This window comes from Chakrabartyella piscis, assembly GCA_030067835.1.
Taxonomy (GTDB): Bacteria; Bacillota; Clostridia; order Lachnospirales; family Anaerotignaceae; genus Chakrabartyella; species Chakrabartyella piscis.
In genome coordinates this window covers 2,907,258-2,931,067 of sequence record CP092441.1, presented here as the reverse complement: position 1 = coordinate 2,931,067, position 23,810 = coordinate 2,907,258, and the positions used below count along the sequence as shown (strand labels likewise).

The following is a 23,810-nucleotide window of genomic DNA, read 5'->3' as shown; positions in this document are numbered from 1 at the left end:
TTTGGAGGTTTTGCAATGGGTGGAAATAAATGGACAACAGAACAATCTCTTGCCATATCAGAACGCAATTGTGATTTGCTTATTTCGGCAGCAGCAGGAAGTGGCAAAACTGCTGTTTTGGTGGAGCGTATCATCGGTAGAATCATCAGAGACAATCCGCCAATGGATGTGGATCGTATGCTGGTTGTAACCTTTACCAATGCAGCAGCAGCAGAAATGAGTGAACGTATCGGCAATGCCATTGCAAAGAATTTGGAAACACAACCAGAAAATATCCATTTGCAAAACCAATTGACACTTCTTGGACGTGCAGATATCAAAACCATACATGCCTTTTGTTTGCAAGTGATTCGTGAATACTATCATATCCTAGAGATTGATCCAGCCACAAGAACAGCAGACCCAACAGAAGTGTTGTTGTTGCAAAAAGAAGTTCTGGCAGATTATTTTGAATCCTTATATTCTAAGGAAGATGAGGGATTCTTTGTGCTACTGGAAACCTTTGGTGAAGATACCAAGGACAATCGTTTGCAAGAATTGGTGTTGCAACTCTACGAATTTGTCCAAGGATACCCCAATCCAAAGAAATTGCTTGTGGAAATGGCAGAAAAATTCCATTTGCAAGAAAATGAAACCATTAACCACTGTCCATGGATTTCTTTGATTCGAGAAGGTGTTTTGGGCTATGTGGAATTGGTGGAATTCTTATTGGATACAGCAATGAAGATGGCATCTACAACTACTGGTATGGATGGATATTTGGGTCTTTTGGAACGGGAAGCAGAAGCAGTTGAAGTGTTGAAAGAGTCCCTTTCTGGTGGATATATGGATTGGCATAGGGCTTATGTTTCCATTGATTTTGGACGTTTGCCACCCTATAAAGGTGATGATAAAGAAATTGCAGAGCAAATCAAGTCTTTGCGTAACGAAGCTAAGGATGTCATCAAAAAATTAGGTGCAACCTTCTTTTGTTATGATGAAAACATGCAGACAGCATTGGTCAAAGGGTTATATCCTATAGTGCGTGACTTGGGTCAGTTGGTCATTGGGTTTATGGATGCATTTGCAGAAGCCAAAAAAGACAAATTGATTTTGGATTTCCATGATTATGAGCATTTCTGTTTGCGTGTTTTGGTGGATCCAGAAAGTACATTGCAAAATATTATTCCAACAGAAGCAGCATTGGAATTACAAAATAGATACGATGAAATTATGATTGATGAGTACCAAGATAGCAACATGGTGCAAGAAATGATTTTGGCAAGCGTTTCCAAAGAAGGAATGGGACAAAACAACCGTTTTATGGTAGGTGATGTGAAACAAAGCATTTATCGATTCCGTTTGGCAATGCCAGAGCTGTTCAATGCAAAATACAACACATATCCATTTGGCAGTGGTGGCAAAACACAGAAAATTGTGCTTTCCAAAAACTTCCGAAGCAGAAAAAATGTATTGGATGGCATCAATTTCATTTGTAAACAAGCCATGTCAGCAGCTTTTGGTGATGTGGAATACAACGAAGAAGTGGCACTTTATGCAGGCGCTACCTTCCCAGAAACAGAAGAAAATCATGGTGGTTCCAACGAAATTATCCTTGTAGAAAAGGAAGTTCCAGAAGATTTGGATGTGCCAGAAGAATACAAAGATTTGGGTGCAAAGCAATTGGAGGCTTTGGTCATTGCAAAACGAATTCAAGATTTGGTGGCATCTGGCTACCATGTGTTTGATGGCAAAAGTGGCACCTATAGACCTGTGGAATATGGGGATATTGTGGTGCTGTTTCGTGGTGTCAAAAGTTGGGTGCCTGTGTTGGAAGAAGTGTTTGGTGTGCAAGGGATTCCCTTCTATGCAGAATCTTCAGGTGGTCATTTTGATGTGGTGGAAGTGGATACCATCTTGCAATTGTTGCGTATTTTGGACAACCCATACCAAGATATACCTCTTTTGACAGTGCTCTTTTCACCTTTGTATGGTGTGACAGCAGATGAGATGATTTTGATGCGTCAAATGGAGAAAAAAGGCTTGTTCTTTGAATGTTTGCTTGCTTATATGGAATCAGGTGAAGATGCGATTTTAAAAGAAAAGCTGACCAAATTCTATGAAGATTTGATGCATTGGCGAAACAAAGTCAAAGAGGTTTCTTTATACGAATTGATTTCCTATTTGTATGAAGCAACTGGATATTACCAATATGTAGGCTTGACTGCTGGTGGTGATTTGCGACAAGCCAACTTGCAACTCCTGTTGGAACGAGCAGAAGCATATGAAAAAGGTAGTTTGAAAGGATTGTTCTATTTCATTCGCTATGTGGAAGATTTGCAGATGGTGGATGGTGAAACTTCCACAGCTAAACTCCAAAGTGCAGCAGAAAATTTGGTGCGTGTTATGACCATTCACAAAAGCAAAGGGTTGGAATTCCCAGTTGTCATCATCGGTGGTATGGGTGGAAAATTCAATGAAATGGATCTGAGAAAATCTGTCATTGCACACCAAGTTTGGGGTATGGGTTTGGATTATACCAATTTGGAACAGAGGGCAGTGTATCGCACTTTGGCAAAAACTGCTTTGGTGGAATCGTTGCGATTGGAAAATTTATCTGAAGAATTGCGTGTGTTGTATGTTGCCATGACACGTGCAAAGGAAAAGATGATTTTGATTGGCAATGTGGCAAATGTAGAAAAATCTTTGGGCAAATGGCAGCTCTATGGAGAAAATGGCAAAGAAAAATTGCCTATCTATCGTTTGCGTAGAGCGCATTCTTATTTGGATTGGGTGATGCCAGCTTTACAAAGACATCCAAATGTAGATTGTACAGATGGTCAATACAAAGGATATTTTGGTGGCAAATTGTTTCAAAATGAAGAATCTACATGGAAATTTTCTGTTTGTACACAAGAAGATATTTTGGGTTTGGAAATGGAAAAAGCAGAAGAAAAGCAAGAAAAAGCCAATTTCTTTGCAGATTGGAAAGAGCATGCAACAGGAGAATTTACAGAAGAAATCAAAAAACAATATGACTGGGCATATCCCAATTTGGAATCCACAAAACTGGTGGGCAAAAGCTCCATTTCTGAATTGAAACGCAAAAATATGGAGGTAGAAGGTGTAGAAACACAGGGTTATGGACTCCATACTGTGGAAGCTCTTGGCATCCAAAAGGAAAAAGGAAAGTTGACAGCAGCACAAATTGGAACTGCAACCCATACTTTGATGCAATATTTGGATTTTCAAAAAACATACACACAAGAGAATTTGCAAGCACATGCTATGGAATTGGTGGAACAAGGGACTTTATCTGTGGAAGAAGAAAAATCTTTGCATTATGGTGAAATGATGAAATTCTTCAAAACAGATTTGGCAAAGGATTTGCAGAAGGCAGAAATCATTGAACGAGAAAGACCTTTTGCTATGTTGGTGCCAGCAAATGAAGTGTATCAAGATGCAAAGTATCAGGATGTGACAGATGAAATCCTCATCAATGGTATTGTGGATTGTTATTATATTTTGGATGGGGAAGTGGTTCTGGTAGACTACAAAAGCGACCGCTTGTACAAGGAAGAAGAGTATTTGCAACGATACCAAATCCAAATGGAATTGTATGCATTGGCACTTGGCAAAGGTCTGGGGAAACCAGTTTCCAAAGCCTATATCTATTCCTTTGCACTTGGAAAAGCGATAGAGATAGTTCCGCTTAAAAATAAAAGGTGCTAGGTAAAATACGAGGTTATTTATATAATGTGTAGTGAAGCAAGAAGATAAATATAATAATTCAATCCTTTAATTTATTCAAATGTTAAAGACTTATAGACCGTACCTTTTGACACCAAAAGGTACCCCAAAAGTGCCACTCTTTGCGAAGGCGTGGAGCCCCGATTTAAAGGGGTCTAACACGACGGGTCATCATTTTGCAAGCAAAATCACCTACGGTGACCGCCACTTCTTTGGCGGTGAGTCCTTAAAAATACCCCCGACAGACAGATGACTAGTGATGTAAATCCTACGATTAGACCGTGAGTGACAAGCCCCTCACCTCTTGATTACTGGCTCAAAACCAAAGTAAGTAGTGAATAAATAATTTTTGAGTTCCACTCAGCCTTTGCTTGCAAAGTGGAATCCAGAAAATTGCTATTTTGATAAATTAGAATAAGCGTCACCAGCCAAGAAGGAAGGTTTCTCGAAGTTCGATTTATTCTCGAACCTATAGGATTTCGCTTGCAAAGGAGTTTCGAGGAGTCGCAGCCTCCTTGAACCGTGCTCCACGCTTCGGAAGTAGTGGTGGATTTTGTTACTTTTCTCCAGTGAAAAGTAAGGTCTGAATGCTTTAAAACTTGAATAAATTCCTACCTAAAATTAATTCATAAACATCCAAACGGGTGACGAAACATCACCCCTACAAAACAAACATCACTACAGATTATAAGCATAACACACAAGAGGTGACAACATGCAAATTACAGATATGACCTTGCAAAAGCGAGATCCCAATAAAAAGAATATTTTTGTCGATGGCAACTATGTATTTGCATTGTCTCATACAGATATTGCGTATTTTCGTTTGGAAATTGGCAAAGAAATCCCACAAGAAACCTTTGATTATATCCAAGACAGCTTGATTTACATACAGGCACAAGAAAAAGCTTTATCTTATTTGGGATATAAAATGCGTACCAAAAAAGAAGTGGAGCAAAAACTCTTGGAAAAGGAGTTCTCAGAAGAAATCATTACACGTGTTATGAATTTTTTGGAGGAATATCGCTATATTGACGACCAAGAATATGCTGTGCGTTATGTGAAGGAACGTTTGCGATTACGTCCTAGGGGTGCTATGTTGTTGCGTATGGAATTGAAACAAAAAGGGATTTGTGAAGAATGGATTGCAGAAGCCATAGAAGCAGCAGACCCATCAGAAGAACAGGATGCCATTGGTTTGTTGGAAAAGAAATTGCGTGGCAACTACGAGATAGATGAAAAGAAGAAGAAACAGCTCTATGGATTTTTGCAACGTAAGGGCTATTCTTATGATACCATCAAAAAAGCATTCCGTTATATAGACGAAATGGGCAATTGCGACCAGTGATATTGCAAAATGAAACTAGATTCCTGTAGGGGCTGCTCGTTGATTTGACCATAGAAATAAAAGAAATGTAATTTGTATGGTAACAGAAAATTCAAACAAGAGGTGATGGCAATGAAGCAAGTGAAACGTATTTTAATTTTATGTATTTGCTGTTTGGTGATGATGGGTTGTGGTGGTTCTTTGGAAGAAACATCAGCAACCATTTTGGCAGCAGAAGCTGAAATTGCAGCAAAAACAGAGCAGGAAGAAGTGGTTTTGGAAGAAGCGGTTGCAATTGAAGAAGTTGTAATCCAAGAAAAAATGGAATTGGGAATAGAAGAAATGGATGCAGATGAGGTTACACAGGATGGTTTGGAAGCGGAAACATCTGATGCAATAGAAGTTGAAGAAATTCCAGAAGAAGTGATAGAAGTACCAGTGATTCCAGAAACCACTGAACCAGAAGAAACCATTGATACCACCAGTGACTTTGTGGATTTGACCATACATAGCAATACCATGTTGCTGGCAGAACTATCCAATATGGCATATCGGTCAGAGAATTACATTGGAAAAACAGTGCGTATGACAGGTGAGTATGATGCTTATGTGAATCGTGTTACAGAAGAAGCGTATCACTTTGTTGCCATATGGGATGCAACAGCTTGTTGTCAGGCGGGCTTGGAGTTTTCTTTGATGAATGGGCAGTATCCAGAAATTGGCGATACAATTACAATTGAAGGTGTGTTTACAGAATATGCAGAAGATGGATATTTGTATTATATATTGGCAAATGCAAAAATTGTAGGTTGATAGAAATTGATTATTGCTATATTGATTATGATTATAATCTGTAGTATCGTTTGTTTTGTAGGGTGACGTTTCGTCACCCGTTTGGATGTTTATGAATTAATTTTAGATTGGGATTTGTTCACTATTTAGAGCATTCAGATCTTACTTTTTGACACCAAAAAGTGGGTCATCATTTTGCAAGCAAAATCACCTACGGTGACCGCCATATCTTTGGCGGTGAGTCCAAAAAGTGCCACTACTTCCGAAGCGTGGAGCACGGTTCAAGGGGGCTGCGACCCCTCGAAACTCCTTTGCAAGGTGAAATAGAGATGGCTATTGCTATAATTTATGGCTTGAGCGTACTTCCTTCATGGCTAGAGACGCTTATTAAAACTTTTACTAGTAATAATTGAGAGGGTTCCACTTTGCAAACAAAGGCTGAGTGGAAATCAAAAGTCATTTGTTCACTACTTACTTTGATTTTGAAACAGTAATCAAGAGGTGAGGGGCTTGTCACTCACGGTCTAATCGTAGGATTTACACCATTACACTTCCTACTTCCAGGGGGATATATAAGGACTCACCGCCAAAGAAGTGGCGGACACCGTAGGTGGCTTTGCTCGCAAAGTGATGACCCATCTTGACCACCTTGGAATGGCTATACTTAACTAGACAGAAAAGATAAGGTCATGTAAAATAAAACTAATATAAAATAAGGAGATGATTACATGACTAAAAAACGACAACGAAGAGAATTTACAGAAGAATTTAAACAGCAGATGGTTCAATTATATAACAACGGAAAATCGAAAGCAGATATCAATCGTGAATACGATTTAACACCATCGGCACTGAATCGCTGGATACAGCGTTACAATGCTACTGGTTCTACAAAAGAAGCTGATAATCGCACACCAGAAGAAGCTGAACTCATCAAACTTCGTAAAGAGCTACAACAGCTACGAATGGAAAATGACATACTAAAGCAAGCGGCGCTGATATTCGGACGAAAGTAATTGTAATTCGAGCAAATCGACACAAATACTCTATATCAGCCATGTGTAAATGCCTTGAAATCAGCAGGAGTACCTACTATTACGAGGCTTCGTCCAAGAAAGATGATACGGAATTAGAACAAGAAATTGAACGGATTTTTTATGAAAATAAAGAAGTCTACGGAAGTCGTAAAATGAAAAAAGAGCTGAAGAAGTTGGGCAAACAGGTTTCTAGACGCAGAATTTGCCGCATTATGAAACGTTTAGGGCTAATTTCGGTCTATACCGTTGCCAAGTTCAAACCACAAAAGCAACAATGCAATGAGTCGCCAGTAAAAAACGAACTAGCTCGTCAATTTGATAACCAGCCTCCCAATGCAGTAATTGTTGGGGATTTGACGTATGTTCGAGTGAACTATAAATGGAACTATGTTTGTATCTTAATTGATTTATTCAACCGAGAAATCGTTGGATTTAGTGCAGGACTTCACAAAAATGCTCAGTTGGTATATGATGCTTTTGCAACAATCAAAGGGAATTTATCTGAAATCGAGTTGTTCCATACGGATCGAGGCAGCGAGTTTAAAAACTATCTCATTGATGAAATGTTAGATGTGTTTCAGATCAAACGATCCCTCAGCATGAAGGGCTGCCCCTATGATAATGCAGTTGCAGAAGCCAATTTCAAGGTATTCAAAACAGAATTTGTTCGAGGACGAAATTTCGTCAGTTTGGAGCAATTGAAGTTAGAACTTGCAGACTATGTGCATTGGTTCAATAACATACGTTTGCATGGCTCTTTGGATTATAGAACACCAGCCGAATATCGGGTACTGACCTTATAAAAATTGTCCAAAAAAGTGTTGACATTCCACCTTATAGCGTGGCTCCACGCCTTCGCAAAGAGTGGCACTTTTGGACTCACCGCCAAAGATATGGCGGTCACCGTAGGTGATTTTGCTTGCAAAATGATGACCCACCTTTTGGTGTCAAAAGGTACGGTCTAAAAGGCTCTAACATTTGAATAAATTAAAAACTAAAATTTTGCCACTCAATTTCCTGCTTCACTACACATTATATAAATAATCTTGTGTATACCAAAGCCTGTTTTCTTTCATTGTTATTTTTTGTTCAGAGTTTTGTTGGAAAATTGTAACACAATTATTAAAAAATTATTGCAAAATTAGATTTCACCTTTTTTATTCGACAAAATCTGCTATAATGAGTATAGTGTAGATAACTATGCCTATTGTGGCTGAATATATTTTTTGGAGGATACAATGAAGGGAATTTTAAAAAGGCTGTCAGTAGCCCTTTTGGCAATGAGTATGATGGTGCCACAGGTGGTTCTGGCAAAGGAAGTACAAATGAACTTATATTATAATGGTGCAAATCATTCTTATGATGCAGATGCCATTCATATTGTCATAGATGATGAGGAATTGGAAACAGAAGATATGCCGGCTGTCAGCATTGATGGCAGAACCATGTTGCCTATGCGTGTCATTGCAGAAGCCTTAGGTTGTGAAGTTCTTTGGGTGGCAGAAACCAGTCAAGCCTTCATCATGAGTGATGATTATGCCATTGCTTTTAGTGCTGATGCAGATGTTGCAATGAAAAATGGTGTGGCATTTGACTTGGATGTGCCAGCAATGAACATCAACGATCGTATGATGTTGCCAGTGCGTGCTTTGGCAGATGCATTGGATTTGGATTTGACTTGGGTGGATGCTACAAGAACTGTTGCAATTACAACAAGTGGCTATGAAGCACCAACTGTGACAACACCATCTACATCCACTTCCACAGGCGTAAAAACCACAAGTGTGGTGACACCATCTTCCACAAAGGATGCACAGATTTTCACAGTGGTTTCCAGTGGTGCTGTGACACATTACGAAGAATATAAATTGGATGATACCAGAGTTATTTTGGATTTCTATAACGTTTCCAATGGCTTGGCTTCTGAAATTACATCCACCAATAGTAGCATTGTCACCTCAATTCGTACTGCGGAGCATGAATTTGATGGCACCACTGTAACAAGGGTGGTTTTGGATTTGGATAGCTATGTGGAGTATTCCATCACCCAAAGCTCAGATCAAAAGAGTGTTATGGTATCCTTTGAAATGATTACATTGGAAGATATTGATGCCACAAACAAAAATAACCGAGATTATATCACCATTGAAGGTGATGGTAGCTTTGGTGCAGAAGTGACAACACAGGTGAATCCATATCGTGTGGTTGTGGAAATTCCAAATGTCAAATCAGAATTGCCAAGTAGTCTTTCTGCAAAAAGTTTGGATTATATCACCGAAATCGATATCGAAGAAGACGATAGCACAGTGACCATCACTTTGTATGTAGATGGCATTGTGGAATGCGATTGGGAATCCTATAGTGGCGAACTGATTGTCACCATTATGGAATCTTCTTTGGATAACATGGAATACGATAGCAAAGATGATGCGTTGTATTTGTATGACATTGACATTGATATAGATGATATCGAAATGGACGACCAGTATTTATTGGGTTATTTTGATGTGATTTTACCAGAAAACTACGAAGATGAGTTGGGTTATGGTACTTTGCAAGTAGGCGATACTTGGGTGGATAGTATCAAAGTGGATAGCACCAGTAAAAATACCACAATTCGTTTCTACCAAAACCAATATATGGCATATGAAGTGGAAGAAATAGACGATGGTTGCGTTATTTATATCAAAAATCCAAAAGATGTGTATGATAACGTGGTCTTGATTGATGCTGGACATGGTGGCACAGATCCAGGTACCAGTGGCAATGGCTTGACAGAAAAAGACTTGACTTTGACCTTGGCATTGTTGACTGTGGACTATTTGGAAGATACAGGCATCAAAGCCTACTTAACAAGAGATACTGATGTATATGTACAAAATGCACTTAGAGCACAAACTGCCAACGAAATTGCAGACTTTATGCTGTCTATCCATTTGAATGCAGCAGAAGACAATGGTACTGCCAATGGTACAGAAACTTTGTATAAACCACAAACAGAAACCACTTCTTCTAAGGTGTTGACCAGTGGAACAGCAGCCGATATCATGCAAGGTCATTTGATTTCTGCTCTTGGTTTGACCAATCGTGGATTGAAAGAAAGAACAGACTTGTTGATTTTGAATGTGACAACAGTGCCTACAATTTTGGTGGAAATTTGTTTCTTGACCAATGTGGGTGATGCATTGAAGATTTCTACCACAAGCAACCAAAAAGCAACAGCAAAAGCTTTGGCAGAAGGCGTTGAAGATATTATGGAACGTTACGATTTTAGATAAAGAATAACTTGAAATCAGGATTTCAAGTTGTAGATGTAGGTAAAAAAAGACAATTTCCTCGCACAAGTACTTCTACGAAGTACCTAGAAATTGCTTTTTGTCCTCAACAGGAGTGAATCCTGTCTGTGGATTAAAGTCTGCGACGCTAAAGGCAAAAAGTACTTTGGGTTTTGACAGTCTGTAGGAGTGGATATGGAATCCACCCCTACAATGAAATGATTTGCTATTTTGTCATTCAGAGGAATGCAATGACGAAGAATCTATGTTTTTAGGGATACCCTGCTATGTGGGGTATCTTTTTTTGTAGTGTGTATTGTTGTTGTAGGGGATGGGTTTCCCATCCTGAATTGTGTTACAATAAAAAAGTCCCAGTAGAAAATCTACTGAGACTTTGAGTTGCGGAGACCAGATTTGAACTGATGACCTTTGGGTTATGAGCCCAACGAGCTACCGGGCTGCTCCACTCCGCGCTAATTGTATCTAAATAGTATACAATAAGTAGGATATATTTGTCAAGGTTTATTTTACCCCAATACCATCTTTGTATTCATCCTGCAAACGGTTTTTACGTGTTTTCCAATCAGGCATCAATTTTTGACGCATAGCCTTAAATTCTGCTTGGTGGTTTGGGTATAGGAAATGCAACAATTCGTGTAACACCACTTGGTCAATGCAATCGGTGTCTGCTTTGATCAGTTGCAAGTTCAAACGAATTTCACCAGTATGAGGAGAACAGCTACCCCAAATGGTTGACATATTGCGGATTTTGATTTCTGGATAGGGTACACCCATATCTTTCACCAATGGATACACACGATCCAGTGCATCTTGGAACACAGGTGTTGCAATCTTTTGCAAACATGCCATATAAAATTCCTTTGCAACAGACTCATCAGTTGTTGGTGTGTACAAATGAATGGCTTCTTCTGTCAATTGGATGTCAAAATTTCCAAGATGACGTTGCAGTGGGTATGGATTTCCCAAAAGATATAAATCTTTGCCATTTTCAAAATTGCTTTCTGCTGCTTGGGAAATGGCTTGCTCTATTTCTGCCAAACGAGAAAGAATCCAGTTTGCTTTGGAAGAAACGAACTCTTCAATTTGAGCCAGTGGCACTTTCGTTGGTGCAGAAACCACAATGTCCCCTTTTTTATTGACACGTAAATTGATATTTTTGATGTTCTTACGAACCAAAGTATATTCCAATGGCAATCCTTGGAATGAAATGATGTGTGTTGTCATAGCAGTTCCTTCCTAACAAAAGTGATACAATGTTTTTCATTTCTTCTATTTTACCGACAAGAAGGGTTTCTGTCTATATATATTCCATAAAAATTTGGAAATCATACAGTTTATCAGAAAAAATGGAGGTGCACCAAAGTGGTATAATTGGAAGGAATTGCAAAAAGAGAATAAATATGCATATAAACCTTGAATTATTCAAAAAAATAGGGGTTTAAACTAGGAGAAGTATAATACTGTATATGTGAACAGCAGGATAGAAATTTAACAATGTATAGATAGAATGCATTCTTATTGAATTTCTCATGCGAAATAATAGAAAAAATAAATAGATTTGCAAGAGTTTATCAAATTAAGCATAAAAAACTTCTATAATTAAAAAGATTTGTGCACAAATTTATAAAAAATCGATTGAAAAGAAAAATGAAATGTGTTAGAATAAGCTATGAATAAAATGTAATTCAATGTATATTTACGAAAAAACAAATGAAACGATACAGTTTCAAAGAAAAAGACGAGGAGATGGGTATAATGAAAAAAAGTTTTTCAGCAGTAACAGCACTTGTTTTGGCATCCGTTATGGTTTTGAGCGGTTGTGGCAGTAGTTCTTCTTCCGCAGATTCTTCTGCAGCAGAAAGCGTAACATTGACTTATGGTACTGGTGGTACAACAGGTACTTACTATCCTTATGGTGGTACAATGGCTACAGTATTGAATGACAAAATGGACATCGTAGACTTGACAGTAACATCTACAGGTGCTTCCAAAGCAAATATCTTGGACGTAGAAGATGGTATCTCTCAATTGGCAATCGTACAAAACGACGTTATGTACTATGCTTACAATGGTACAGACTTGTTCGCTGAAGATGGAGAGTTCACATCCTTCACAGCTGTTGCAAGCTTGTATGAAGAAACATGTCAAATCATCGCTGCACCTGGTATTTCCAGCATTGAAGATTTGAAAGGCAAAACAGTAAACGTTGGTGACGCTGGTAGTGGTGTTGAGTTCAATGCAACTCAAATCTTAGCTGCTTACGGTATTGACATCAATTCCGATATCAATAAAGTAAATGGTTCCTTCTCTGATGCTGCTGATGGTATCAAAGATGGTAAAATCGACGCAGCTTTCGTAACAGCTGGTGCTCCTACAACTGCAATCGTTGACTTGGCAATCTCCAAAGACGTTGTTTTGTTGGAAGTGGATGATGCTCATGCAGCAACTTTGATGGCTGACTATCCATTCTATGTACAAACAGTAATCCCAGGTGGTACATACAACGGTATCTCTGAAGATGCACAAACAGTAAGCGTTAACGCTACATTGATCGCTTCCAATGATGTTTCTACAGAAGCTATCTACGAATTGACAAAAGCAATGTTCGAAAACCAAGCAGACTTGGCAGCAAGTAACGATAAATTCTCCGTTTTGAGCGTAGAATCTGCTGTTCAAGGTATTCCTACACCATTCCACCCTGGTGCAGAACAATACTACAAAGAAGTTGGAGCAATTGACTAATTGTCACACTTCAAATTAAAGAAACAAAGTTTATTCATAGTAGTTGCGGTAATTCTCATTGCCGTAACTGCTATTTTTCAGGTGAATGGCACAGAAAGTTGTCTGGTTGTGAGGAGTGGAAATGATGGCAAGACAATTGCACGCTATCCTCTGGAAGAAAGCGGGGAATTTTCTGTGGGATTCAAACATTCTGTCAATCAAAGTTTGGTAGAAGATCGATATCGTATTGTGGATGGTGAAATCATGGTATACGAAACCTTGTATTATCATTTTGGAGCTGGGGTGCAAACCCAACTTGCAGAAGGTCAGACCATGGTGGAAACAGATGACGGTGGTATGATTGTCTCTGGTATCGATACGATAATTCCCAATTTGTACTATAATATTAGTGCCGTTTATGACCATACATTGACCATAAATGGCGAAAGCATTAGTTTGAAAGAGCTATGCAATGAGGAGCGCAACATACAATTATGCTACGAATCGTAATGTGATACGTTTTGTAGGGAACGGTCAAGACCGTTCCCTACATAGACTGTAATAGAAATGCTTTAATTAACATGACAAGCAAAGATGAAGGGGAGGAACACCGATGTTCAAGAAAAAAGGAACACCAGAACAAGATGTGAATTTGGAAGCAATGAGTCAAGAGGATGCTCTTGATGATATCATGAAAAAGTACGATAGGGAAGCCAATGTGCGACCTTATGAAGGCGTACCAAAGATGATCGTCAAGGTGTTGACCATCGCATTTGCTTTGTTTATGGTATATATGAATATGTGGTCCAATTGGGGTGAACAAATCAGACGTTGTTTGTTCTTGGGCTGTGTAATCGTTTTGATTTATTTGATTTACCCTAGAAAAAAAGGTGGCAACCAAAAAGTCAATTATATCCCTTGGTATGATTGGGTTTTGGGGATTGCTGGTTCTGGAAGTTTCTTCTATTATGCAATGAACCTCAGCACCATTGTGGCAAAAGCAACTCGTATTGGTACATTGGAAGTGGTTTTGGGTATCATTGGTATTTTGGTTTTGGCAGAAGCATGTAGACGTGTAACAGGTATTCCAATTTTGGTTGTAGCATCTTGTTTCGTCATCTATAGCTTTACAACAGGCTTGCCATTGCAACGTATTGTCTATAACTTGTTCTATACCACTACAGGGGTTATTGGTGTTCCTGTTGGTGTTTGCTCCACATTTATCGTATTGTTCATCATCTTTGGTGCTTTCCTAGAAGCAACTGGTATCTCTAGCTTCTTCATTTCTTGTGCAAATGCAATTGCTGGTGCAAGTGCTGGTGGTCCTGCAAAAGTAGCGGTTATTTCTTCTGCTCTTTGTGGTATGGTTTCTGGTAGCTCCGTTGGTAATACTGTAACAACAGGTAGTATCACAATTCCTATGATGAAAAAAACTGGTTATCCAGCAGAATTCTCTGGTGCTGTAGAAGCAGCATCTTCCACAGGTGGTCAAATTATGCCACCAATCATGGGTGCAGCAGCATTCTTGATGGCTGAAATGTGTGGTGTTCCTTATGCGAGCATCATCCAAAAAGCAATCTTGCCTGCATTCTTGTACTTCTTGGGTATCTTCTTGATGGTACATTTCAAAGCACGTAAATTGAAACTCATGGGTATTCCAAAAGACGAATTGCCTAAATTCAAACACTTGATCAAAAATATGTACCTTTTGTTGCCATTGGTTATGTTGGTATATATGATCATTGATGGTTTTACCATGAGTAGATCCGCAATCTATGCTACACTCGTTGCAATCGCAGTGAGCATGGTCAATAAAGAAAATAGAATGACACCAAAAAGCTTCTTCAATGCTTTGGAAAGTGGTGGACGTGGTACATTGTCTGTTGCTGCTGCTTGTGGTATGGCAGGTATCATTGCTGGTGTTGTAAGTATGACTGGTTTGGGTCAAATTTTCATTTCTGCAATCGTTGGTGTTGCTGGCAATAACCTTTTGGTTGCTTTGTTCCTTACAATGCTTTGTTGTATCATCCTTGGTATGGGTGTACCAACAACTGCAAACTATATCATTATGGCAACAACTTGTGCACCAATCCTCATCAATGGTATGGGTATGAATATCATTGCAGCAAATATGTTTGTATTCTACTTCGGTATCGTTGCAGATATCACACCTCCAGTTGCTTTGGCAGCTTATGCAGGTGCAGCAATCGCTGGTGCAAATCCAATGAAAACCGCATTCAACGCAACTATGCTTGCAATTGCAGCTTTCATTGTGCCTTATATCTTTGCATTTGATTATGCGTTGTTGTTCATTGACACAACCATTCCAAAGGTTATTATGGTAATCATCACATCTTCTGCTGGTATGTTCTCCATTGCAGGTGGTATGATTGGATTTATGCTTCGTGATATGAAATTGCCTGTACGTTTGCTTTGTCTGGTAACTGGCTTGTTGTTGATTTACCCTAGCACAATGACAGATATCATTGGCTTGGTTATCATCGCAACAGTAATTACATTCCAAGTGATTGCAAATAAAAAAGATGCTTCTGTAGCAATGGCATAATCAATATAAAAATGAAACAGGTGGAGGAATCTGCCTGTTTTTTTGTACAACAAAAGGCTTTTGTGATATACTGAAATCAATCGTAATCAATCACTACAAACTGACCGTTGCTCTTTGAACGGGTGACCACTGGTCGCCCCTACGAAAACCGAAATGATGTACTTGTAGGGAACCCCCCTATGTGGATGCCCGTCATGAACAGGTACAAAACATAAGTGTGCCATTGTAGGGCAAGGGTTCTACTCTTGCCGTCATCAACTGCCACAAACCACAAAAATGATGTAATTGTAGGGGATGGCGTCCCCGACATCCCGTCTTAAACTATCACAAACCATAAATATTTAGGAGGTATATACATGTCTACATACGATTTGCCAAAATTTGATTTGCATTTGCACTTGGATGGTTCCATTTTGCCAGAAACCGCTTGGGAATTGGTGCAGGAACAAGGAGTTGCTGTGGAAGCAACCACATTGGAAGAATTCATTCCTTTGATTATGGTACCTAAGGGTTGTAGAGATGTGAACCAATGCTTGGAACGCTTTGAAATCCCAGTGAAAATCATGCAAGAAGCATCTGCATTGACTCGTATCACAAAAGAACTTATTGATTGGCTGGCTGAAACTGGCATTGCCTATGCAGAAATTCGCTTTGCACCACAGCTCCATACACAAAAGGCTTTGACCCAAAAGGATGCAATTGAAGCAGTCCTTGTAGGCTTGGAAATGGGCTTGTCTGCAAATCCAGATATCAAAGTGGGTATCATCTTGTGTGCAATGGTATTTGGCGCAGAAACCATCAATATGGAAGCCAATTTGGAAACAGTACGCTTGACCAAAGAATACCTTGGTAAAGGCGTTGTGGCTTTGGATTTGGCTGGCGCAGAGGGCATTGTGCCACTTTCTAACTTTGCACCTGTGTTTGACTTGGCAAAAGAGCTTTCTGTACCTAGAACTTGTCACGCAGGGGATAGCCAAGGTCCTGATACCGTTTCAGATGCACTTGATTTTGGTGTGACACGTGTGGGTCATGGTCATCATATCTATGAAGATTTGGCTTTGTGCCAACGTGCAAAGGATTTGGGTATTGTCTTTGAAGTGTGTCCAACCAGCAATGTGTGCTGTCAAACCACAGAAAACTATAACACACATTACATGAAACGTATGTATGATTTTGGTCTGAAAGTGACAGTCAATACCGATAATATGACTTTGTTTGGCATTGATATCAATGATGAATATGATCGTTGTTTGGAAATGGGCTTCACATATGATGATTTGAAACAAATGATTGCAAATGCTATAGAAGGTAGCTTTATGCCAGAAGAAGACAAAGCAGAATTTCTTGCAAAACTATAATATAGCAATTGTAGGAGAGGGTTTCAATGCCCTCCTATTTTCATCCATTAACTATGAGGAATGGTCAAGACCATTCCCTACAAGCATTTGATTTGTGATTGTAGGGGAGGATTCCATATCCTCCCTTTTGCTTGTACATAAAACATTCTATTTTTGCATACACTAAAACATCTGAAAAAAAGGTGTGATAGTATGAGCAAATGTAAAAAAGAGTATGCGTTTTTTATTGGTTTACCACTGGTGCTAGGTGGGATTTCAGGCTTCTTGAACCAATCTTCCATGGAGAAATACGGGAATTGGATCCAACCACCCTTATCACCACCATCGTGGGTGTTTCCTGTGGCTTGGATGGCACTTTACATCCTGATGGGTGTTGGTGCTGCCATGGTCTATTGTAAAAAAGGAGAAAGCTGGCAAACCTCCATCAAATTGTTTTTGGCACAACTTTTTGTCAATGTTTTTTGGGTGTATTTCTTCTTTACCTTAGAATGGACATTGTTTGCTTTCTTTTGGTTGGTGGCATTGTTGCTATTGGTGCTTGCCATGACAGCTTCTTTTGCCAAAAGTGTACCCCTAGCAGCGAAATTACAAATTCCATATATCCTGTGGCTGGTGTTTGCAGGCTATTTGAATCTTGGAATATGGTTTTTGAATAAGTGATCATGCAACAAAAAAGGTGTCGCATCAGCGACACCTTTCATTATATTCATTATTTTTTACTTACATTTTTATTGATGGAAGCAGACATTTTTTCGCTCCAAGTTTTCTTTTTCTTATCTTCCAAGTTCAAGCCAACCATACCGATGATGTACATACCAGCAAGCTCTACTTTTACGTTTTTCTTTACAGGCAATACTTCATAAACAGGTTTGTCACACATCAAAGTTACAATTTGTGGACCAACTTTTGCACGCACCAAATTGCTTTTACGCATTTTAGAGGATTTTGGCATTTGTTCATAAACTGCTTTTGGTAAGTTGGTTGGTGATGGTTTTTCTTGTTTTTTATCGATGATAAAGATTTGTACTGTGGTGCGGTTTTGTTCAATGAAATCCTGTGCTTTGATCATTTGGCGTGTACTTTTTTTGTTCAAGAAATACAAAGCACCAGCAATGATTGCAAGAATAATGGTGATGATGATTAAGATATCAGATGGATTCATATGTTTTTTTCCTCCCCAACAGGCAATGTAAGCCTGTAACCCTTTAGGCAATACCGCACAACCCTCTATCACAACCTTTGTGGTTTATTTTCTCGTCATAAGTGTCAAAAATACTCGACGATATTTCCGATATCGCCTCCGTTTTTTAACAATTCTGACGAAAAAATCTACTTACAAATTTTGCAATTAGGGCTATGTAATATTCCCTTTTTATTTTGTTTCGTTTTATTCTATCATTTTTTTGTCTTTTAGGAAAGTCTTTTTACAAAATTTTTGTGTTTTTTTGCAATACTTCTTCTTGCAAGTAGGAAATATGTTGTAGTATACTGAAAAAAAGGAGATGGAAAAATGGAAAATGTTGGGTATCGCAAACAAAAACAAGTTTCATATCAACAACTGGACACTATGGGACGTATGACACCAGCAGCAGTTTTATTGGAGTTACAAGAAGCTGGAATTGCCCATTCTGACAAGTTGGGGTTTGATTTTCAGTATTTGGCATCTGCAAAAAGAGGTTGGGCTGTCATCAATTGGCACATAATCATACACAAAATACCTAGAGCAAATGAAACAACAAACATGTTCACATGGAATGATAAAATCAAACGTATGCAAGCTTCCAGAAGTTATTGTATTTCTGATGATCGAGGCAATACAATGATCGAAGCCATTTCCAGATGGGTATTTTTGGATTTGGAAACCAGACACCCTAGCACAGTGCCACAAGAGATGATTGACAAATACCACACAGGTTTGGAGCCATCCATTCCAAATGAAAAATATGTCATGGCAAAGCCAAATTTAGGAGAAGAAATCACCACAAGGGAGTTTTTGGTCACCAGACGTGACACAGACAGCAATGGACATGCCAACAATGTGAAGTATTTGGAGTGGGCAATGGACGATGTGGCAGATGAAATCTATGAAGATATGGATTTGTTTGACATTCGTATCATTTATCGCAAAGAGTGTAGACGTGGTGAAGTGGTGCAACTGAAAACCTTTGTGACAGAACAAGAGAACCACACAGAAGTCATCAGTCTTTTGTTGGATGTAGAGGGTAAAACCATTGCAGAAGTGGTAACCCTTTGGCAGTAAGCGCCAATAGCATTTGAGAAGGTGCATAAAATAGCCAAATCCAAGCAGGTTTGGTTATGGTGAAATAGCCAACACCAACGAGAATATCACCAAAAGCAAATAAAATCAAAGCCAAGAGGTATCCAAAAGTGGGTGCCTTTTTTGTTGCGTAGAAAATATGGATACTGAACAAAATTCCATATAACAACCCAAAAACAGTCAAGGGTAACAAAGTACAAAAGGGTAAAATCCAATATAGATAGGAGAATTGCTTTTGTAATAGATGTTCCAAATACAATATGTGTACAAAGCCAAATAGCAAAATCCCAATGGCATAGTATGGTGTGAATAAAATGAAATAATCGGCACAAAGGGTCAAAAAAGCAGACTTTGGGTTGCCAAATTCCATTGCCACCACAAAACAAAGACAGACCAAAACCAATCGCAAACCATCCATGTTTGGTAATTGTGGATACAATAGGGAAAATAGATACAAAACTCCAAATAATGAAATTGAAACAAGTGTATGTGTTTTCATAGTACCTCCAAGGTGTATGGAATGACAGATAAACGTGTCACCATCAACAATGCTGTTGTTCATTTTGCTAGTTTGCAACCCATTGGAAATAAAATACTATGAAAACATTGGAAAATTACTTGACAGCAAAGTGTATTACGCATATAATACACTTAAAATATGTGATGTAATTATGATGAATATATGGTGAAAAAGTGAAGGGAGGAGAAAATGCTACAATTCAAAGATATGCAACTAGACACCAATAGTCCAGTCTATACCCAAATTGTAAACTTTGTGAAACGTCAAATATTTCTAGGCAATGCAGAAAGTGGCGAAGCATTTCCCTCCAGAAGAGAACTTGCTGCCACACTGCGTATCAATCCAAACACAGTCCAAAAGGCATTTCGTGCTTTGGAGATGGAAGGTTTGATTTCCACATACAAAAACACCGTCAGTAATTTATTTTATGACGAAGAAATGTTACAAGAAATTCAACAGGAATTGACAAGGGATTTGGTACAGGATTTTGTGAACCGAGCTAAGGAAAACAAGCTGACCTTGGATGATATAGAAAAATTGTTACAGGAGTTGTGGTGACCAATAAACTGCAATTGTAGGGGCGGATAGTATCCGCCAGAACCCCAAACAAAACAAGGAGGAAACAATATGAAACAAACAATGACATTAACCAATTATTTATTCACTTGGTTTATGAAACAATATGGAAAATGGATTGTAATTGCAACAGCTTTCATTGGTTTTTGCATGGTTTTTGGTTATGGTATGCCTAAAGGCAGTGGTCAGGATATGTCATTCTTTCCAAATGCTTTTCGCACCTATGACCAGATTGTAGATTATAGCATGGTGGAGTTTGTCTTTGCTTTTGGACTTTTGGCACTTCTGGTGTGTGCTTTCGTGCAAATGGTCAGCTTTTCCACCAATGGAAAGGGAATCTATTCCTTGATGCTTCTGCCTATGAAACGCCAGCAAGTCTTTCTTTCCTTTGTATGGAATCTGACTACAGTTGTGGTGATGTATTTTGCAGTCTGGTTCCTGATGCTTTTTGTTTTGTATTTCCCATTGACAGCATTGTGTGAAAACGCAGCCCAAGACGTGGTTTATCATCTGCAAAATGGTAGCACCTTAACAGGAATGGATGCCACCCTCAACAATGGTTTGTATCTTGCCTTCCAAAGAAGTGATTTCCTATCTTCTGCATTTCCTGTATCTGGTTTGCAGGCGATGCGTTTGGTGAGCGGGTTATCCCTTGTGATTGTGGCAACGGTTTTGGGTGCTTTGTACACCGATAGACTGTTCACTCGTCTTGCTATGTTGGCACAAGTGGTTTTGGGCTTCTATGTGGCTGGATACCGCTTCATTGAACGTAGTTTTGGAGATATCCAAGAAATGCCTGCAACTTTCTATCTATCAGGGATTGCTTTGGTGCTTGCTGTTGGTGTTTTGGTGTTTGGTATGGTGATGATGGCGAAACGCCGTAATGTTTAGGAGGGATTGTATGAAACGAAATTCATTTATTGGTGTATTTGCCCTATCTCTCTTGGTGATAATGGGGCTTGGTGGCTATTTCGCTTTGGCAAAGGATAATGGCACCTTCGAACTGGTGGATATTTCTGGAGATAGAAGTTATTTGGCACACTTCCCTATAACAGGATTTGCTGGCGATGATTCTTGTGGTTTTACCTATGTCATTGATGAAAATGGAGCAGAGGCAAAATATGATGCACTTTCCAGCAGGGAAAGACATAGTTTGTTCTTGGCAGAATTTGATGGTGTGACAGGCACAGAAAAATACAACCTTTATCCTTATAGCATAAATGAATCTGTTCAAGGGGATAGCGCATATATGGACCTCATCCCCACATCAGAGGATATGGTGGAAGTGCGTAAAGGTTGGGTGCCCACAGCGGATATGATTGGGGAAGCGGATGCAGAAGGTTTGGAATTTATGAACAAGAATTTGGATAGTGATGAATATATCCAAACAGCCATTGTTTCCAAAGGTGAAGTATGCATGACTGTATATAGCAGAGAAAATAATCGTGGAGATGTGACCCTTTCCACAGGAATGTATTTGAATGAAGATAGATATATTGTGGAGCAAAGGAATGTGGCTGGGAATATGTGGTCAGGTCAATCCTTTGGCAACTACTACAACGGACAAACCATTGTTGCAGAAGATGGCATCTTTGCTATGATGGAAACAGGGAGCAATATGGTGGGCAACAACACCTTATACTTTATATCCGATGACGATTTCTTGCCCTATATGCACCAAGAAAACATCATCAAAGGTGTGGAATTTGAAAACAAACGTGGCAAAGCAACAGCAATCGTCAGCTTCCCCTTGGAGGAAGTGAAACCGCTACAATTGTTTGGTTTGGGCAAAGATAAACTTGGTGTTTCTGTGAAAAAAGACAGCGGATTCTATTTGCAAATGTATGATAGAACAGGAAAGTTGTTGGATGAATTGTTCTTGGGGAGCAACAATCCAAATGAGGTGCGAGATTTGGACTTCACCTATACAGAGAATGGAACAGGAGATGTGGTGCTACAGTACACCAGTAGAATTTTGGTGGAACAATATGAAGGTAGTAGCGTGTGGGAACAAGATAGACAACAACTGATTTTGGTGATAGGGGACAAATTGGAAACCCTTGAGTTGTACGATTGGATGGAGAAAGGTTCTTTATATTTGGAAATGGCAATGCACCATGACAATCTTTTGTGTCTGTATACAGTGGAACAACCAGAGGAACCACTGCAAAACTTCTATCCAAACTATGTGCCAACCATCACCATTTGGAATATGGATACCAAAGAATTGTTGTACAAAGGTGAGGTTGCAACGGATTTCAATGAGGACTTTGACCGCTTATTTGCTTATTACAACGCTGGCAGAAATCAAAATTTAGAGCGGTCTTTGGAACAAATTGGGACCTATCAATACATTGAAAATTACAACTATAGATACTTTGGTGATTCCTTGCCAAAGGGTGGAAAGTGGGTGGGCATATGGTCATAATCAGAGATTTGCAGTTTGCTTATAGCGATACAGAAAAAGCGGTTTTGTCTGATGTATCCTTGACTGTGCCAGATGGTCAGATTGTAGCTTTGCTTGGGGAAAATGGCTGTGGCAAAACCACTTTGTTGAAGTTATTGGCTGGGATTTTATACGCAGAGGGTGTGAATGACTTCAATTTCAAGGAAGAATTGCCAAAAAAAGGCGGTTTGGTAACAGAAGAAAGCAGATTGCCAGAGAAAGGTGCATTTACAGATTCCTATCCCATTCGTCCAAAGGGCATCATTGGTTTGGATGGATTGCATCCTGTTTTGCAACGTGGAAACATCGCATTCATCAGTGAATCCTTGACCTTTTTCAACCATTTGACCCCACAGGAATATGGCGACTTCTTGGCAGATTTCTACAAGGATTTCGATATGGAATACTTCCAGAAAATGCTGAAATTCTTCCAATTGGAAGATAAGAAAACAAAGCATATGTCCAAGGGGCAAAAAGCCAAAATGGAAGTTGCAGCTGGACTTGCCAAAAGATGTAAATTCATTTTGATGGATGAACCCTTTGTGGGAAAAGATATGTTCACCAGAAAAGATTTTATGGAAGTGTTCACTGCCAATTTGACAGGGAAAGAAACAGTGTTCATCACCACCCATGAAATTGATGAAATCGAACACATTGTAGATCGTGTGGTTGTGTTGAAGGATGAAAAGGTGGCAGGAGATATTATGGTGGATGTGCTTCGAGAACAAGGGAAAAGTGTCAAGGATTATTTGCAAGAAGTGGTTGGATATAATGGGAATCGGTTTTGGGAATTGTAAAACAATGAAGAATGAAATTACCATAACTGCAAATGTACTGCAATCGTAGGGGATGGGTTTTCCATCCTGTTACAAACAACCGCAATACCATCGGGTGACGAAACGTCACCCCTACAAAACCCAAATACCGTTGTAGGGCAAGGGTTCTACTCTTGCCATCATATGAACAACCACAAAATATAAATGTGCCATAATCGTAGGGGATGGGTTTCCCATCCTGTTACGAACAACCACAATACCATCGGGTGACGAAACGTCACCCCTACAAAACCCAAATACACCTTGTAGGTCAAGGGTTCTACTCTTGCCATCATATGAACAACCACAAAATATAAATGTGCCGTAATTGTAGGGGAGGATAGTATCC

General features: G+C 39.2%; 18 protein-coding genes and 1 tRNA gene. 15 read left to right on the top strand and 4 right to left on the bottom strand.

The genetic code is table 11. From position 1 onward, the window contains the following. The first annotated feature begins 15 nt into the window (after nucleotides 1–15). The 5 genes from addA to MJY40_RS13365 all read left to right on the top strand — a co-directional run bounded on the left by addA (nucleotide 16) and on the right by MJY40_RS13365 (nucleotide 10,163). Entirely contained in the window at nucleotides 16–3,711 is a 3,696-nt protein-coding gene (addA, locus tag MJY40_RS13385; RefSeq protein ID WP_317854696.1) for a helicase-exonuclease AddAB subunit AddA, read from the top strand. Between the two features lie 733 nt (nucleotides 3,712–4,444). Next, the gene (locus MJY40_RS13380) at nucleotides 4,445–5,077 is read left to right on the top strand and encodes a regulatory protein RecX (protein WP_317854695.1); all 633 of its coding nucleotides are present in this window, start codon (nucleotides 4,445–4,447) and stop codon (nucleotides 5,075–5,077) included. 111 nt (nucleotides 5,078–5,188) lie between these two features. Beyond that, entirely contained in the window at nucleotides 5,189–5,869 is a 681-nt protein-coding gene (locus MJY40_RS13375) for a hypothetical protein (protein WP_317854694.1), read from the top strand. Between the two features lie 707 nt (nucleotides 5,870–6,576). Further along, a protein-coding gene (locus MJY40_RS13370; RefSeq protein WP_317853734.1) for an IS3 family transposase occupies nucleotides 6,577–7,688 on the top strand; the annotation gives its coding sequence in 2 pieces (ribosomal slippage) (nucleotides 6,577–6,829 and nucleotides 6,829–7,688; 1,113 coding nt in all). A 435-nt stretch (nucleotides 7,689–8,123) separates the two neighbouring features. Further along, on the top strand, nucleotides 8,124–10,163 hold the full coding sequence (locus tag MJY40_RS13365; protein WP_317854693.1) for an N-acetylmuramoyl-L-alanine amidase: 2,040 nt from the start codon (nucleotides 8,124–8,126) through the stop codon (nucleotides 10,161–10,163). A gap of 396 nt (nucleotides 10,164–10,559) precedes the next feature. On the opposite strand, the gene MJY40_RS13360 is transcribed toward MJY40_RS13365, so the two are convergent. Both MJY40_RS13360 and MJY40_RS13355 read right to left on the bottom strand, forming a co-directional pair. Beyond that, nucleotides 10,560–10,633, bottom strand: a tRNA-Met gene (locus MJY40_RS13360). 49 nt (nucleotides 10,634–10,682) lie between these two features. Beyond that, a complete protein-coding gene (locus tag MJY40_RS13355) occupies nucleotides 10,683–11,405 on the bottom strand; it encodes a M48 family metallopeptidase (protein ID WP_317854692.1) in 723 nt (240 codons plus the stop codon). A 531-nt stretch (nucleotides 11,406–11,936) separates the two neighbouring features. Between MJY40_RS13355 and MJY40_RS13350 the strand changes: the two genes are divergently transcribed. From MJY40_RS13350 to MJY40_RS13330, 5 genes are all read left to right on the top strand, one after another. Further along, nucleotides 11,937–12,923, top strand: coding sequence for a TAXI family TRAP transporter solute-binding subunit (locus MJY40_RS13350; protein ID WP_317854691.1), 987 nt, complete (start codon nucleotides 11,937–11,939; stop codon nucleotides 12,921–12,923). Further along, entirely contained in the window at nucleotides 12,924–13,412 is a 489-nt protein-coding gene (locus tag MJY40_RS13345) for a DUF1850 domain-containing protein (protein ID WP_317854690.1), read from the top strand. Nucleotides 13,413–13,515: 103 nt separating this feature from the next. Next, complete coding sequence (locus tag MJY40_RS13340; protein WP_317854689.1) at nucleotides 13,516–15,468, top strand: TRAP transporter permease; 1,953 nt, start codon at nucleotides 13,516–13,518, stop codon at nucleotides 15,466–15,468. Nucleotides 15,469–15,824: 356 nt separating this feature from the next. Next, complete coding sequence (add, locus tag MJY40_RS13335) at nucleotides 15,825–16,826, top strand: adenosine deaminase (RefSeq protein ID WP_317854688.1); 1,002 nt, start codon at nucleotides 15,825–15,827, stop codon at nucleotides 16,824–16,826. A gap of 192 nt (nucleotides 16,827–17,018) precedes the next feature. Continuing rightward, nucleotides 17,019–17,486: a TspO/MBR family protein gene (locus tag MJY40_RS13330; protein WP_317854687.1), complete on the top strand. Its 468-nt coding sequence runs from the start codon at nucleotides 17,019–17,021 to the stop codon at nucleotides 17,484–17,486. 49 nt (nucleotides 17,487–17,535) lie between these two features. Here MJY40_RS13330 and MJY40_RS13325 read toward each other — a convergent pair whose 3' ends face one another. Further along, nucleotides 17,536–17,988, bottom strand: a complete 453-nt coding sequence (locus tag MJY40_RS13325; protein WP_317854686.1) for a hypothetical protein — start codon at nucleotides 17,986–17,988, stop codon at nucleotides 17,536–17,538. Between the two features lie 348 nt (nucleotides 17,989–18,336). On the opposite strand from MJY40_RS13325, the gene MJY40_RS13320 reads away from it, so the two are divergent. Further along, a complete protein-coding gene (locus MJY40_RS13320; protein ID WP_317854685.1) occupies nucleotides 18,337–19,086 on the top strand; it encodes an acyl-[acyl-carrier-protein] thioesterase in 750 nt (249 codons plus the stop codon). On the opposite strand, the gene MJY40_RS13315 is transcribed toward MJY40_RS13320, so the two are convergent. Then, nucleotides 19,025–19,603 carry a hypothetical protein gene (locus MJY40_RS13315; protein WP_317854684.1) on the bottom strand — a complete coding sequence of 193 codons (579 nt, stop codon included), beginning with the start codon at nucleotides 19,601–19,603 and terminating at the stop codon, nucleotides 19,025–19,027. The genes MJY40_RS13320 and MJY40_RS13315 overlap by 62 nt on opposite strands. A gap of 210 nt (nucleotides 19,604–19,813) precedes the next feature. Between MJY40_RS13315 and MJY40_RS13310 the strand changes: the two genes are divergently transcribed. The 4 genes from MJY40_RS13310 to MJY40_RS13295 all read left to right on the top strand — a co-directional run bounded on the left by MJY40_RS13310 (nucleotide 19,814) and on the right by MJY40_RS13295 (nucleotide 23,443). Further along, nucleotides 19,814–20,182: a GntR family transcriptional regulator gene (locus MJY40_RS13310; RefSeq protein ID WP_317854683.1), complete on the top strand. Its 369-nt coding sequence runs from the start codon at nucleotides 19,814–19,816 to the stop codon at nucleotides 20,180–20,182. A gap of 69 nt (nucleotides 20,183–20,251) precedes the next feature. Next, entirely contained in the window at nucleotides 20,252–21,091 is an 840-nt protein-coding gene (locus MJY40_RS13305) for a hypothetical protein (protein WP_317854682.1), read from the top strand. A 10-nt stretch (nucleotides 21,092–21,101) separates the two neighbouring features. Beyond that, complete coding sequence (locus MJY40_RS13300; RefSeq protein WP_317854681.1) at nucleotides 21,102–22,628, top strand: hypothetical protein; 1,527 nt, start codon at nucleotides 21,102–21,104, stop codon at nucleotides 22,626–22,628. After that, nucleotides 22,619–23,443: an ABC transporter ATP-binding protein gene (locus tag MJY40_RS13295; RefSeq protein ID WP_317854680.1), complete on the top strand. Its 825-nt coding sequence runs from the start codon at nucleotides 22,619–22,621 to the stop codon at nucleotides 23,441–23,443. The genes MJY40_RS13300 and MJY40_RS13295 overlap by 10 nt, the downstream gene beginning before the upstream one ends. Nucleotides 23,444–23,810: the final 367 nt, after the last annotated feature.

Coding starts and splice junctions, on each gene's coding strand:
- addA (WP_317854696.1), top strand. CDS start 16: ATGGGTGGAAATAAATGGACAACAGAACAATCTCTTGCCATATCAGAA.
- MJY40_RS13380 (WP_317854695.1), top strand. CDS start 4,445: ATGCAAATTACAGATATGACCTTGCAAAAGCGAGATCCCAATAAAAAG.
- MJY40_RS13375 (WP_317854694.1), top strand. CDS start 5,189: ATGAAGCAAGTGAAACGTATTTTAATTTTATGTATTTGCTGTTTGGTG.
- MJY40_RS13365 (WP_317854693.1), top strand. CDS start 8,124: ATGAAGGGAATTTTAAAAAGGCTGTCAGTAGCCCTTTTGGCAATGAGT.
- MJY40_RS13355 (WP_317854692.1), bottom strand. CDS start 11,405: ATGACAACACACATCATTTCATTCCAAGGATTGCCATTGGAATATACT.
- MJY40_RS13350 (WP_317854691.1), top strand. CDS start 11,937: ATGAAAAAAAGTTTTTCAGCAGTAACAGCACTTGTTTTGGCATCCGTT.
- MJY40_RS13340 (WP_317854689.1), top strand. CDS start 13,516: ATGTTCAAGAAAAAAGGAACACCAGAACAAGATGTGAATTTGGAAGCA.
- add (WP_317854688.1), top strand. CDS start 15,825: ATGTCTACATACGATTTGCCAAAATTTGATTTGCATTTGCACTTGGAT.
- MJY40_RS13330 (WP_317854687.1), top strand. CDS start 17,019: ATGAGCAAATGTAAAAAAGAGTATGCGTTTTTTATTGGTTTACCACTG.
- MJY40_RS13325 (WP_317854686.1), bottom strand. CDS start 17,988: ATGAATCCATCTGATATCTTAATCATCATCACCATTATTCTTGCAATC.
- MJY40_RS13320 (WP_317854685.1), top strand. CDS start 18,337: ATGGAAAATGTTGGGTATCGCAAACAAAAACAAGTTTCATATCAACAA.
- MJY40_RS13315 (WP_317854684.1), bottom strand. CDS start 19,603: ATGAAAACACATACACTTGTTTCAATTTCATTATTTGGAGTTTTGTAT.
- MJY40_RS13310 (WP_317854683.1), top strand. CDS start 19,814: ATGCTACAATTCAAAGATATGCAACTAGACACCAATAGTCCAGTCTAT.
- MJY40_RS13305 (WP_317854682.1), top strand. CDS start 20,252: ATGAAACAAACAATGACATTAACCAATTATTTATTCACTTGGTTTATG.
- MJY40_RS13300 (WP_317854681.1), top strand. CDS start 21,102: ATGAAACGAAATTCATTTATTGGTGTATTTGCCCTATCTCTCTTGGTG.
- MJY40_RS13295 (WP_317854680.1), top strand. CDS start 22,619: ATGGTCATAATCAGAGATTTGCAGTTTGCTTATAGCGATACAGAAAAA.